Origin of the sequence: Actinoplanes derwentensis (assembly GCF_900104725.1) — a bacterium.
In the GTDB taxonomy this organism is placed as follows: Bacteria; Actinomycetota; Actinomycetes; order Mycobacteriales; family Micromonosporaceae; genus Actinoplanes; species Actinoplanes derwentensis.
Genome location: NZ_LT629758.1, coordinates 6,614,531 through 6,629,025, shown reverse-complemented (window position 1 = coordinate 6,629,025; position 14,495 = coordinate 6,614,531). Strand labels below are relative to the sequence as shown.

At 71.8% G+C, this 14,495-nt stretch carries 4 protein-coding genes; all 4 read left to right on the top strand.

The features are described 5' to 3' along the window. Positions 1 to 27: 27 nt before the first annotated feature. The 4 genes from BLU81_RS29060 to BLU81_RS29045 are packed head-to-tail and all read left to right on the top strand — an operon-like array spanning position 28 to position 14,489. Complete coding sequence (locus BLU81_RS29060; protein WP_157751830.1) at positions 28 to 303, top strand: acyl carrier protein; 276 nt, start codon at positions 28 to 30, stop codon at positions 301 to 303. Next, positions 300 to 7,295, top strand: a complete 6,996-nt coding sequence (locus BLU81_RS29055; protein ID WP_092548208.1) for a type I polyketide synthase — start codon at positions 300 to 302, stop codon at positions 7,293 to 7,295. The genes BLU81_RS29060 and BLU81_RS29055 overlap by 4 nt, the downstream gene beginning before the upstream one ends. Beyond that, complete coding sequence (locus BLU81_RS29050; RefSeq protein ID WP_157751829.1) at positions 7,288 to 11,247, top strand: SDR family oxidoreductase; 3,960 nt, start codon at positions 7,288 to 7,290, stop codon at positions 11,245 to 11,247. Before BLU81_RS29055 ends, BLU81_RS29050 begins: the two co-directional genes overlap by 8 nt. Beyond that, a complete protein-coding gene (locus BLU81_RS29045; protein WP_197685997.1) occupies positions 11,247 to 14,489 on the top strand; it encodes an aminotransferase class III-fold pyridoxal phosphate-dependent enzyme in 3,243 nt (1,080 codons plus the stop codon). Before BLU81_RS29050 ends, BLU81_RS29045 begins: the two co-directional genes overlap by 1 nt. Positions 14,490 to 14,495: the final 6 nt, after the last annotated feature.

The following is a 14,495-nucleotide window of genomic DNA, read 5'->3' as shown; positions in this document are numbered from 1 at the left end:
GGCAATGCGAACGGGAGTGTGATTCGAATGAACAGGCGTGAGACGGTCATGACGGCGCTGCTCGAGATCGTGAACGAGGTGGCCGGACCGGTCGATCACCTGGACTCCGACCAGTTGCTCGTCGATCAGCTGGGACTGGAGTCGTTGCACCTCGCCAGGCTGGTCGCGGTCCTGGAGATGGAGCTGGACACCGACCCGTTCACCGACGAGGTGCCGATCACCAGCGTCCGCACGGTGGGCGACCTGCTGCGGGCGTACGACCCGGTGGTCCGGGCCCCGCTGGGCACCGGAGAACCGGTATGACCCAGCCGATCGCCATCATCGGAATGGCCGCGCGGTTCCCCGGCGCCGCGGACGTGGACGCGTTCTGGGACCTGATCGTGTCCGGGCGGGAGGCCATCCGCGACCTCAGCGACGAGGAACTGGTCCGCGGTGGCGTGGACCGGGCCTGGCTCGGCGATCCCGACTACGTCAAAGCCGCCGCCACCCTGGACGACGTCGACCTCTTCGACGCGGCCCATTTCGACATCTCGGGCCGTGAGGCCGCCGCCATGGACCCGCAGCACCGCGTCTTCCTGGAGACCTGCTGGCACGCGTTGGAGAACGCGGGCGTACGGGTACCGGCCGGCGCCGGATCCGGGGCCCCGGTCGGCGTGTTCGCCGGCAGCGGTGGAGTCCTCACCAGCTACCTGCCCGAGGTGCTGCGGCACTCCGGGCCGCTGGCCGACCCGACGGCCTCGATCGAGCAGCTCGGGTCGGACAAGGACTTCCTCGCCACTCGGGTGTCGTACAAGCTGAATCTGACCGGCCCCAGCCTGACCGTGCAGACCGCCTGTTCCACCTCGCTGGTCGCCGTGCACCTGGCGGTGCAGAGCCTGCTGCGCGGCGAGTGCGAGACGGCACTGGCCGGCGGAGTGAACATCCGGCTGCCCACCGATGCCGGGCACTGGTACCGCCGGGGCGGCATCCTGTCCCCGGACGGTCGTTGCCGGCCGTTCGACGTCAGCGCGCAGGGCACGATCTTCGGTAGCGGGGCGGGTGTCGTCGTCCTCAAGCCGCTCGCCGACGCGCTCCGTGACGGCGACACCGTCTACGCCACCATCCTCGGCACCGCGATCAACAACGACGGCGGTGGCAAGGCGAGTTACGGCGCCGCCAGCCTGCCGGGCCAGCTGGGCGCGATGCACCGGGCGCTGGCCGGCTCCGGCGTCGACCCGGCGTCGATCGGCTACCTCGAGGCCCACGGCACCGGAGTGCCACTCGGCGACCCCACCGAGATCGGGGCACTGAAGAAGATCTTCGGCCAGGACGGCGCCTGCGCCATCGGCTCGGTGAAGGCGCTGATCGGGCACATGGAGGCGGCCTCCGGCATCGCCGGCCTGATCAAGGCCGCGCTGGTCCTGCACCGGGGGCAGATCCCGCCGAACCCGTACTTCACGGCTCCGCACGCCCGGCTCAACCTGGCCGGGACGGGCCTGTTCGTCAACGAGCAGCCGCTGCCCATGCCCGGCTTCCCGCGCCGGGCGGCGGTCAACTCCCTGGGCATCGGCGGCACCAACGCGTTCGCGGTGCTGGAGCAGGCGCCCGACCGGACGCCCCCGGTCCGGCAGCCGGGTCACGAGCTCGTCACGATCAGCGCGAAGACTCCGGACGCCCTGCGCGAGCTGGCCGGGCGATGGGCGAGCAGCCTGCGGGAACCCGAGGTGAGCCTGCGGGACCTGGCCTACACCAGCCACCTCGGCCGGAGCGCTCTGCGGCACCGGCTCAGCGTGGTCGCCGACTCCCCAACCGCGGCGGCCGACCGGATCGAGACGTGGCTGCGTACCGGGAAAGGACCGGTCGACGCCGGCGAGACCGCGCGGGACCGGCCGAGGGTCGGATTCCTCTTCCCCGGACAGAGCTCCGAGTACGCCGGTATGGCCGTCGAGCTTTACCGGGAGCATCCCGCGTTCCGCACGGCGCTGGACCGGCACACGGAACTCTTCCGGGAACTCACCGGAGCCGAACCGCTGGAGGTGTTCGCCGACCCGGCGGCACAGGCGCGGGCCGAACTGCTCCAACCGGCGGTCTTCCTCCTGCAGGTCGCGCTGGCGGAGTTCTGGGCCACGTGCGGAGTACGCCCGGACGCGGTCGCCGGGCACAGCCTCGGGGAGTACGCGGCGGCCTGCGTGGCCGGAGTGCTCAGCCCCGAGGAGGGTCTCGCACTGGTCTGCGAGCGCGGTCGTGCCTTCGCGGCGGTTCCCGGCAGCGGCCGGATGGTCGCGGTCGGCTGTGACGCCCCGGCCGAGCTGGAGCGCCTGGTGCAGGCCAAGGGCGGATCGGCGTCGGTTGCCGCGTACAACGCGCCGGAGCGGATCACCGTCTCCGGCTCGGACAGCGAGATGCGTGAGCTGGAGGACGAGTTCCGGCAGCGGGGCTGGGGCACGATCGCCCTGGAGACCACGCATGCCTTCCACTCGGCGCTGGTCGCCCCGGTCGTACCGGCCCTGGTCGCGGCAGCGAACCGGATCACTCACCGGGCACCGGCCGTGCCCATGGTGCTGAACCTCACCGGCACGTGGGCGAAGCGCGACGAGATCGGCCCGGAGTACTGGGGACGCCAACTCACCTCCCCGGTCAGGTTCGCCTCCGGGGCCGCCGAGCTGCTCGCCGGGGAGTGCACGGTGCTGCTCGAAGTGGGTCCGGGCCGGACGCTCACCACGTCGGGCCGTGCCCAGTCCGGCCCGGATGTCGTCTGGCTGCCGGGTCTGGCCGCCCGGACTCCGGATCCGGCCACGGTCCTGGCCCACCTGGGCCGGCTGGAACGGGCCGGGGTGCCGGTCGACTGGGCCGGGTACTACGCGCCGCTACCGGCGAGCAAGGTGGCCGCGCCCCGGTACCCGTTCGCCCGGACCCGGCACTGGATCGCCGCCGCTCCGGCCGCACCCTCCCAGGAACTGCCCGATCTGCACAGGCTCCCCCTGCCGCAGTCCGCACAGCGGCGGTACGAGACCACGGTGTCCGGGCAGGCTCCGGGCAGCCTGGCCGACCATGAGATCTCCGGCCGTCTGGTCGTCCCCGGCGCGTACCACACGGCGTGCCTGGTGGAGGCGATGACGACCACGTCGCCCGAGTCCGCAGTGGTCGTCGAGGACCTGGTCTTCCCGCGCGCGCTGGAGGTCACCGACACCCCGCGCCGGGTCCAGCTCGTGCTCACCCCGGCCGGGGACGGCAGGTTCGTCGCGCAGTCACTCGGCCTGACCGGCGGGGCCGACCCCCTCGCCGACGCGTCCTGGCAGGTCCACGCGGAGGGCCGGATGAGCCGGGACGATTCGCCGGCCCGGCGATGGACGGATCCGTCGAGTCACCGGACCGGACGCCCGCTGTCGGCGGCCGAGCTCTACCCGCGGTTCGAGGCCGCCGGTTTCCGGTTCGGTCCCACCTTCCAGTGGATCGGCGAGCTGCGGCTGGCCGGTGACGACAGCACCGGTGACCTCGGTTTCGCCGCCTCCTCACCGCGCGAGCGGACGATGGCGATCCTCGACTCCTGCGTTCAGTTGGCGATCGCGGCCCGGATCGTCCGGGCGGCTTCCGGGGACGGTGTGCTGCTCCCGTTCCGGATCGAGCGGGCCGTGTTCCACGCGGCTCACCGCACGGCGGAGACCGGCGTCGCGTTCGTCCGGCACCGGGCGGCCGAGGCGTCGCGGGCCGTGGCCGACGTCTCGCTCGTCGACGTCGACGGCACCATGCTGCTCGAACTCGTCGGCCTGGAACTCAGGGCGGTGTCCTTCGGATCACCGGCACCCGGCGGGCCGGCCGAAGCCGGTGTCTACGCCGACAGGTGGGAGCCGAGTGACGCGGCCGGTGCCGAGTCGCTTCCGGCCGGCCGGTGGATCGTGTTCGCCGACGGCCGCAAGCACTGGCGGCAGGCTGTCGCAGCGCTCGAAGCGGCCGGCAGTCAGTGTGTGATCGTCGAGGTCGGTACGGCCTTCATGCGTCACGACGACCATCACTACGAGCTGGACCCCACGGATGCCGAGAGCCTGGCCCGGCTGTTCCGCGAGACCGGGCCCGCCGACGTCCTGCACTGTCTCGGCCTGGACCCCCAGCAGACCCGGGTCGCCTGCGGCAGCCTGCCGGCTCTGGCACGGGCCGCCGTCCGGCCGGGTTCTGTGGTGCTGCTCACCAGCGGCGCGGTGGCCGTGCACGATCCGGGCGAGGTCGGTGACCCGTACGGCGCGATGCTCTGGGGTCTGGGTCGAAGTGTGGCACTGGAGGCACCACACCTGGGGGTCCGGCTGATCGACGCCGACCCCCGGGACCTGCCCCGCGCACTGGGAATGATCGTCGGCGCACCGGCTGAGGCCGCGATCCGGGACGGCCGTGTCCACCGGCCCCGGTTGCACCTCGACACGACCTCGCCGGCTCCCGCGGGACCGCTCAGCGCCGACGGCTGCCACCTGATCACCGGCGGGACCGGAGCGCTCGGGCTGCACACCGCCGCCTGGCTGGTCCGGCGTGGGGCGCGCCACGTGGTGCTCGCCTCCCGCCGCGCCCCGGAGACCCCGATCGGTGAGCTGCGGAACTCCGGAGCGCGGATCACCACGGTCAGCCTGGACGTCACCGACGAGACCGCGGTCGGCCGGCTGGTCGAGCGCGCCCGACGGGAGTGGGGCGGCCTGCGCAGCGTCGTTCACGCGGCCGGTGTGCTGGACGACGCGCTGTTGCCGGAGCTGAGCTGGGATCGGTTCCAGACGGTGCTCGCCCCGAAGGTGGCCGGCGGCTGGAACCTGCACCGGGCCACCCTGAATCTCGATCTCGAGCACTTCATCCTGTTCTCCTCCACGGCCGCGCTGCTCGGAGCTCCGGGTCAGGCCAACTACGCGGCGGCCAACGCCTTCCTCGACGGGCTCGCCCACCACCGCCGAGGGCTCGGGCTACCCGCCCTCAGCGTCAACTGGGGACCGTGGGCGGAGGGCATGGTGGCCCGGATGAGCGGGCCGCAGCAATCTCGCTTCCGGGACGCCGGCTTCACGCCGCTGTCGCCCGAATCTGCATTCGCCGCGCTCGACCGGCTGTCGGCCGGACCGGGCGTCCAGTACGGCGTGTTCACCGTGGACTGGTCCCGCTACCGGGCCCGGTTCCCCGGTGACCGGGCCGTCGTCGCGACCCAGGAACCACGGGACGACGCGGAGTCGGGCCGTCGTCTGCGCCGCGACCTGCTCGGCGCCGACCGGGAACGCAGCCGTGAGCTGGTGCTCGACTATCTGCGCGGCATGCTCGCCACCCGGCTCGGCATGTCCGGCGACGCGCTGCACGAGGACCGGTCGCTGCAGGAGGCCGGGCTGGACTCGCTGGTGGCCGTCGAGGTCCGTGGCCAGATCTTCCGGGACCTGGACGTCGACCTGCCGCTGGGCGGGCTGCTCGAAGGCAACGCCCTGCGGTTGCTCGCCGAGGAGTTGACGGATCGTCTGGCCCTTCTCGACGCGCCGCCCGCGACGGTTCCGGCCGCTGCGGAACCGGTCCCGGCCGGCGCTGACCACCCGCTTTCCTACGCCCAGCGCCCGCTGTTGATGTTGCACCGGATGAACCCGGACAGTGCCTCCTACAACGTCGCTTTCACCGCCCGGTTCACCGCCGGGTTCGACTCCGCCGCGTTCCACCGGGCGGTCCGGTCGCTGGTCGGGCGGCATGCGGCCCTGCGCACCACCTTCAGCCGGGTGGGCGCCGACGGACCGGACGGCGCCCGTCAGACGGTGCACGGATGGCTCGAACCCGACGTCGCGGAGGTGGACGCCGGGCAGTGGGACGAGTCGCGGGTCGCGGACGAGGTGCGCGGCGCGTACCGGGAGCCGTTCGATCTGGCGACCGGTCCACTGTTCCGGTCCCGGGTGTACTCGCCGGCGGGCGGGGAGACTGTCGTCCTGCTGACCCTCCACCACGCGGTGTGCGATTTCTGGTCGCTCAGCGTGCTCGTGGCGGAGCTCGAACAGCTCTACCTCGCGGAGGTGAACCGCCGTCCGGTGCGGCTGCCGGACCGCAACGTCCCCTACGCCGACTTCGTCTCCCGCCAGCGCGAACTGATCGCCAGCGAGCGGGGTGGCCGGGCGCGTTCCTACTGGCACACCCGGCTCTCCGGTGAGCTGGAGCCCGCACGATGGCCACGGTTCGCGCTCGACCCGGCGGACACCGGCGAGGGCGGATCCATGCTGTTCCCGTTCCCCGCCGCACTCGCCGACGGCGTGTCCACACTGGCCAAAGAGCAGGGCGCCACGCCGTACGCGGTGCTGCTGACCGCTTTTCAGGTCCTGGTCGGCCGCTACACCGGGCAGCAGGACGTGCTGGTGGGTACGCCGGTCGCCGGCCGGTTCGACCCGTCGCTGGCCGAGTGTGTCGGCAACTTCGTCAACCCTGTGGTGCTGCGTGCCGATCTGAGCGACGCGGCGCCGTTCCGCGAGCAGCTCGCCCGGACCCGCCGTGCCGTCGTGGAGGCGCTCGAGCACCAGGACTATCCGTTCGAGCTGCTGGTCAGCGAGCTGGCACCGCGGCGGGTGAGCGACCGGAACCCGATCTTCCAGGCGATGTTCAGCTATCAGAAACCCAGTCGCTATCCGGCGCTGGCGGCGCTGTACGCGGCCGACCCGGGTGCGGCCCCGGTCGACTGGGCCGGACTGACCGCGGTTCCGTTCCGCCTGGATCAGCAGGACGACCAGCTCGAACTGGTCCTTGAGGTGGTGCAGGACGGCGACCGTCTCGTCGGGCTGCTCAAGTACCGCAAGTCCGTCTTCTCCGCCGCGGCCGCCCGCCAGCTGATCGACAACTACGTGACGCTGCTGCGGGCCGGGCTCACCGACCCCGGCCGCAGCGTGGCGGAGCTGCCGCTGACGATCGACGCCGACCGGGACACCACCCCGGCCGGTCCGGTCGCCGCCACGCCGCCGTCCGGCGAACTCACCGGGCACCAGGTGCGGCTGGTGACAGCCGCCTGGCAGAAGGTGCTCGGCCGTGAGGACATCGGGCCGGAGGACAACTTCTTCGACCTCGGCGGCAACTCGATGCTGCTGATGCAGGTCTACGAGATGCTCGCCGACGAGACGGCGGACACGCCGCTGAAGGTGCCCGACCTGTTCCGCTACCCGACCGTCACCAGCCTGGCCCGTCGTCTCGGCCAGAGCTCCGCCGCGGCGGGCGCGAGCCCCGACCGCGGCCGGGCACCGAGCCGCCGGGTGCAACTGGCGGAGGGAACCGCCCGCAGTGCGCGGCTGCGGGCGCGGGACCGTCACCGCCAGGACACCGACGGAGGCCGCGATGTCTGACGACGACGAGACGGGCCCGGTCCGGGCGAACGACATCGCCGTGATCGGGATGTGCGGCCGGTTCCCCGGCGCCGCGGACCTCACCCGGCTCTGGAGCCGGTTGCGTGCCGGCGACGACATGCTCACCACGTTCACCGACGCCGAACTCCGGGCCGCCGGAGTGCCGGACGAGGTGATGCGCGACCCCGGTCATGTCAAACGGGCGGCGATCCTGCCGGACGCGTTCGACTTCGACCACACGTTCTTCGGCTACACCCGGCGCGAGGCGAAACTGCTCGACCCCCAGCAGCGGGTCCTGCTCGAAGTCGCGTGGGAGCTACTCGAAACCGTCGGCTACTCCGGCGGTACGGGTGATCAGGCCATCGGAGTGTTCGCCGGCGCGTCGATGAACACGTACCTGACCAATGTGGTGGCCCGTTCCTGCGACCCGCTGAGCTATGACGGCACCGAACTCATGATCGCCAACGACAAGGACTACCTGACCACTCGGATCTCGTACAAGCTCGGTCTCCAGGGTCCGAGCGTCAACGTGCAGAGCGCCTGTTCTACATCGCTGGTCGCGGTGCACCTGGCCGCGCAGAGCCTGCTCGCCGGCGAGTGTGACATCGCCCTGGCCGGGGGCGTGTCGGTGATCGCCAACGACTACCCGGGCTACGTCCACAACGAAGGGATGTTCCTGTCCCCGGACGGGCGCTGCCGCCCCTTCGACGCCGACGCCGCGGGTACCACGTTCGGTGACGGGGCCGGCCTGGTCGCCCTGAAACGGCTGGCCGAAGCGATCGAGGACGGTGACCAGATCCTCGCCGTCGTGAAGGGCTCGGCGATCAACAACGACGGCTCCGACAAGATCGGCTTCACGGCGCCGAGCATCGCGGGGCAGCGGGCGGCGATCGCCGAGGCACAGGCCATCGCCGAGACCGACAGCGACACGATCACCTACGTCGAGGCCCACGGAACCGCGACCATTCTGGGCGACCCCATCGAGTTCACCGCGCTGCGTGAGGTCTTCGTCGACGGCGGCGCCCAGCCGGGCCGGTGTGCCCTGGGCTCGGTCAAGGGGAACGTCGGGCACCTGGCCGCGGCGGCGGGGATCATCGGTTTCATCAAGGTGGTGCTGGCGCTCCAGCACCGGGAGATCCCGGGCCATCCCGGCTTCAGCCGGCCGAATCCCGCGCTCGAACTGGCGGGCAGCCCGTTCTACATCAACACGTCACTGATGGACTGGCCGTCGGGTGAGACTCCCCGGCGAGCCGGTGTCAGCTCCTTCGGCTTCGGCGGCACCAACGCCCACGTCGTTCTGGAGGAGGCGCCGCCGCTGTCGCCCCGGCCGGCACCCGCCGACGGCCCGCGGCTGCTCATGGTGAGTGCCAAGAGCGACCGGGCCCTGCGCGGTCTGGCCGGTCGCCTGGCCGATGCGCTGCAGGACACGGACACGCCAGGCCTCGCTGACGTGGCTCACACGCTGAGCCGGCGGCGGGCCCAGCCGCACCGCCACGTCGTCACCGCGGACGACCCCGCCACCGCGGTGGCCGCGTTGCGCGCGCTCGCCGACGGGCGGGTCACCGCCGGGCCGCCGGCCGGAGCCGCGCCGGAGGTCACCTTCCTGTTCAGCGAGATTCCGGCCGAGGACTTCGCGACGCTGGCCGCGTTGGTGCCCGCGCTCGACGGAGCTGGGCGAAAGGCCGACAACCTGAGCGCGGTACGGGCGGTCGCCGCACTGTGGACGAAGTCCGGGGTGCGCCCGGCCGCGGTCGGTGGAGCCGGGGCGGGTGAAGTCCTCGCGGCCTGCTTCGCCGGGACACTGGAACCGTCCGAGGCGGTCGCGCTGCTCTCCTGGCGGGCCGGTCTGCTCGACACCGTCCCGGAGGTGCACCCGACAGCACCGGGGATCGTTCTCCTGTCGGCCGTCACCGGCGGCGAACTGCCGCTGTCGCGGGCGCTCGACCCGGGGTACTGGACCCGCGACGTGTGGGACGGCGACCGGCTGGCCGACGCGCTCGCGGGCCGCACGGTGCTGGGGATCGGATCCGCGTCCGGCCCGGGGCCCCGGCTGTGGGCCGACGCGGCCCGGCTGTGGACCGAAGGCGTGCCGGTGGACTGGTCGCACTGGGCGGGCGGCCGACCCCGCCGGGTCCCGCTGCCGGCCGAGCCACTGAACCGCGTCTTCCATCGCCTCGAACGAAAACCGGCCGCGCCGCCCCACGACACCGGCCAGGAACGGCGGCCGGGTGCGTCGCCCTACGACACCGGCCAGGAACGGCGGTCGGGTGCGTCGCTCTACGCGCCGTCATGGCAGCGTCTGGGGCCGCTGGCGGCTGCGCCTCCGCCGGACGCCCTGCCCGCCGGCCCGTGGCTGCTGTTCGCGGACTCCGGCGGGGTCGGCGACTCGCTGGCGTCGGCATTGCGGGCCCGCGATGCCGACCCGGTCGTGGTACGCCACGGCACCGCTTTCAGCCGACCCGGCACCGGCACCTTCGTCGTCGATCCCACCGACCCGGCCGACTACCGGAAGTTGTTCGCCGCGCTGGCCGCCGACGGACTGTCCCCCACGCGGGTCGTGCACCTGTGGTCGCTGGACATCGCTGCGGGCCGGAGCACGACCGAGGATCTGGACGGCGCCTGCGACCTGGGACTGTTCTCCGTGCTCGACGTCGCCAAGCAGCTGGCCCGGGCCGCCGCGCATCTCACGGTGGTCGCCCGCGACGTGCACGACATCACCGGCGCGGAGACCGTCGCCCCGGCCGCGGCGATGCCGGATGCCGCGCTGAACGTGATATCCCACGAGTTCGCCGGGCTCCGCTGCCGGGCCGTCGACATCGGCACGGCCGCCGTGACGCCGGACCAACTGCTCGCCGAGGTCGCCGCCCCGACCGCGGTTCCGGTCGCGTTCCGGCAGGGGCAGCGATGGACCCAGCGATTCGTTCCCGTGTCGGAGGAGCCGGCCAGTCGGTTACGGACCGGCGGCACTTACCTCATCACCGGTGGTCTGGGCCGGGCCGGCCTGGTTATCGCCGGTCACCTGGCCCGCGTCGCCGGGGCCAAACTGGTGCTCACCGGCCGGACGAACCTTCCACCCCCGGAGGCGTACGACCGGTGGATCGCCGAGCACGGTGCCACCGACCCGGTCAGCCGGAGGATCGAGGCGGTACGTGCCGTCGAACGGCTCGGTGGCACCGTCATGACGGCGTCCGCCGACGTCACCGACGCGAACGCGATGCGAGAGCTGGCCGACGCCGCGCGGCACCGCTTCGGCCGGATCGACGGCTGGTTCCACTGCGCCGGTGTGCCGCTCGACAGGTCGAACCGCCGGATCGACCGCACCGCACGGGACACCTGGCGGGCGGCCGTCGCTCCGGCGGTGCACGGGGCGTCGGTGCTGGTCGAGGTCTTCGCCGATCAGGTGGCGGACTTCGGCGTCCTGATGTCGTCGCCAGCTTCGGTGCTGGGTGACGCCGGTGACGCCGGGCAGGCCGCCGCCAGCCGTTTCCTCGACGCGCAAGCATCGGGCGCGACCGGACTGATCAGCGTCGGCTGGGACGGCCCGGCGCCGGAGTGGGACGCCGGCATCCTGAACCGCGTGCTGGGCTCCGGCCTGCCGTCGCGACTCACGGTCACCGAGTCCGGTCTGGAGCTTCGGGTCCAGCGGCAGTGGGCCGAGCCGGACCACGGCGGCCCGGCCGTCGACGACCTGAAGCAGTCACTGGCGAAGCTGTGGTCCGAGGTGCTGCGGACCACGGTCGCCCGTTATGACCTGAGCCTCTTCGATCTGGGCGGCGACGAGTTCCTCGCGGTCCGGCTCGCCCGGCGGATCGAGCAGGAGCTCGGCATGTCGCTGCGAGTCGTCGACCTCCTCGCGAATCCCACGATCGATCAACTGGTGGCACAGCTGGATCCGAGGCGGGAGCCAGAACCGCCTCGCCGCCGTGCCGGTCGCCGAACAGGAGCGGTTTGATGCACGAGGAGAACATCGTGGAGCCATTGCTCAGTGAGATCGTCACCATCATCGGCGGCTATTTCGACCTCGATCCCGGCGAGCTGGACCCGGACCTGGCCTTCGCCGACCTCGGGGCGGACTCGATGTCGCTGCTCGGCATGCTGCGGCTGGTGGAGGACCGGTACGGCTGCAAGGTGTCGCTCCGGCAGGTCTTCGGCGACGTGAATACTCCGGCTGGTCTGGCGCGATATGTCGCCGCGCACGTCGCGGCGGAGAAGGCGCCGCCCGAGCCCACGCCATCACCTGTCGCCGTGCCTGTCGCTGTGCCCGTCGCCGTGGCCGCGTCAGCTGAGCCGGTGGCGCCGGCGCCGGTCGGCGGGGCCTCGCAGTCGGTGCAGAGTCTGATCAAAGAGCAGCTCCTGGTCATGCAGCGCCAGCTGGATCTGCTGGCGGGCAGCGAGTCGGTCGCGGTGGCCGGCCCGGCCGTCGAGGCGGTCCCCGGCGTTTCGCTGCCCTCACCGCCACCGGCCAAGCGGCCGGTTCCGGCCGGATCGGTTCTGCCACTCGCTCCCGGCATGCGCGGCCGGCCGGCCACCGGCGAGGAGACTGCGCAGCGCGCACGGTATCTGAAGACACTCGCCGACCGGCTCGGTGCCCGGACGGCGGGCTCGAAGGACTTCGCCCAGCGGTACCGGCCGATGATCGCCGACAGCCGGTCCAGCATCGGTTTCCGGCCCGCGACCAAGGAGCTGCTGTATCCGATCGTCGCCGACCGCGGCCGGGGCGCGCGACTGTGGGACATCGACGGCAATGAGTACGTCGACCTGACTCTCGGCTACGGCGTCCACCTGCTCGGACACAATCCGCCGGTGATCGAGTCGGCCCTGCGCGAGCGGCTGGACATCGGCTTCAGTCTCGGGCCGCGTACCCGGCTGGTCGAGGACGTCGCGGCCGGCATCCTGGAACTCACCGGCATGGAACGGGTGGCCTTCCTCAACAGCGGCACCGAAGCGGTGATGACCGCGGTCCGTATCGCCCGGGCGGCCACCGGACGCGACAAGATCGTGGTCTTCTCCACCGCGTACCACGGCCATTTCGACAGTGTGCTCGCCGCGCCGTCGTACGAGAACGGTGTGTTCCGCACCCGGCCGATCGCGCCGGGCGTCTCCCCGGGGGCGGTGGAGAACGTGTACGTGCTCGAGTTCGGCACGGACGAGGCACTCGAATTCATCGACCGGCACGGCTCGGAACTCGCGGCGGTGATGACGGAACCGGTGACGCTGCGTACTCCCGGCGTACAGAATCCGGATTTTCTTCGCCGGTTGCGGGAGCTGACCCGGGCGCACGGCGCGAAGCTGATCTTCGACGAGATGGTGACCGGATTCCGGTGCCATCCGGCCGGTGTCCAGGGCCTGTACGGCATCGACGCCGACCTGGCCACCTACGGCAAGATCATCGGTGGTGGCCTGCCACTCGGGGTGATCGCCGGACGTGACGGGGTGATGGACTACATCGACGGCGGCGTCTGGAACTTCGGTGACGACTCCGGCCCGACGCTGGAGTCCACCTTCTTCGCCGGCACGTTCAACCAGCATCCGCTGACCATGGCGGCGGCCAAGGCAGTCGTCGATCATCTCCGCGCCGAGGGCCCCCGCCTGCAACAGGACCTCGACCGGAAGACCGAGACGTTCGTGAACGAGCTGAGCGCCGACTTCCGCGAGCTCGACGTGCCGATCGAGGTGCGCCGGTTCTCCTCGCTCTTCCGGTTCGAGCACGAGGCGAACATGGATCCGCTCTACTTCAACCTGATCGACCGGGGCGTGTTCGTCTGGGAGTTGCGCAACTTCTTCCTGTCCACCGCGCACGAGCAGGCCGATCTCGATCACATCCGCGGTGCGGTGCGCGAGTCGGTCGCCGAACTGCGGGCCAACGGCATGATCGCCGACCGTCGTACGGGCCGGGCCGGGTCCCCGCCACACTCGGCGCCCCGGCGCAGCACCCTGGCCCAGCGGCAGTTGCGGGCCCTGGACCAGGGAGGCGTGCCCGCGTACGAGATGACCATCGGGTTCTGGCTCGACGGCTCACTCGACCACGCGGTGCTCCGCGACGCCGTGCGAGGCCTGTCCGACCGCCATGAATCGCTGCGGACCACCCTCGCTGACGACGGCGAGACCCTCGTGGTCCATCCGCCGGGCGGTACACCGCTGACCGAGCACACCTGCGAGGGCGAGGGTGAACTCGAACGGTTCCTGCAGGACTGGGCCGAGCGGCCGCTCGACATGGCCGGCGGGCCGGTGTTCCGTGCCGCGGTGGTGCGGACCGAGCCGCTCCGGCATCTGCTGGTGCTGACCGTGCATCACGCGACTGTGGACGGCTGGTCGTACAGCGTCCTCGTCGAGGACCTCATCACGATGTACAACGCCGGGCGCCGGGGCGAGAGCCCACAACTGCCGCCGGCCGTGCAGTTCCGGGAGTACGTCGACTGGCACGAGCGGGTCACAGCCGGTCCGGAGGCCGCCGCCCAGCGGGACCACTGGCAGGCCCTGCTGAAGGAGGCGCCGACGCTGGAGCTGCCGATGTCAGGACAGCCGCAGACCGCCCCCTATCGAGCGGTACGGCAGAGCGTCCTCCTCGACGCCGGCTTCCGTGACCGGCTCCGAGCAGCCGCCCGTGCCGAGGGTGTCACGGTCTTCGCCTACCTGGTCGCGGCCTGGGGCGTCCTGCTGCACCAGCTGACCGGGCAGGACGACGTCGTCGCGCCGATCGCGTCCGCCCGCCGCCCGCCGGAGCTGGACCGGGTGGTCGGCTACTGCTCGAACCAGCTGCTGCTGCGCCTGCGCTGGTCGGCGGAGGTGGTGGTCGCGGACTACGTGGCCGAGGTCCTGACCCAGCTGGTGACCGGCCTCGAATGCCAGGACCACCCGTTCGCGGAACTGATCGCCGAGTCCACCCCGCCCGGAGCGGGCCTGCGGGACCCGCTGTTCACCACGTCGATGTCGTTCTACCGCCAGGTCGAGGCGCCGTCGATGGACGGGCTCGCGGTGTCGGAAGCCGATCCGCTGCCGATCACGCACACCGGCAACCCGCTGTCACTGAACATCGTCGATCGTACCGACGGACTCCGGTGTGACTTCGAGATCGCGGTCGACGCGATTCACCCGGATCTCACCGCGATCATCGCGGGGCGCTATCGGGATCTGCTCAGCGCCATGGCCGACGACGGCGACCGCCCGTTGGCCGAGCTGGAAACCGACCACTGACCGCAG

Coding starts and splice junctions, on each gene's coding strand:
- BLU81_RS29055 (WP_092548208.1), top strand. CDS start 300: ATGACCCAGCCGATCGCCATCATCGGAATGGCCGCGCGGTTCCCCGGC.
- BLU81_RS29060 (WP_157751830.1), top strand. CDS start 28: ATGAACAGGCGTGAGACGGTCATGACGGCGCTGCTCGAGATCGTGAAC.
- BLU81_RS29045 (WP_197685997.1), top strand. CDS start 11,247: ATGCACGAGGAGAACATCGTGGAGCCATTGCTCAGTGAGATCGTCACC.
- BLU81_RS29050 (WP_157751829.1), top strand. CDS start 7,288: ATGTCTGACGACGACGAGACGGGCCCGGTCCGGGCGAACGACATCGCC.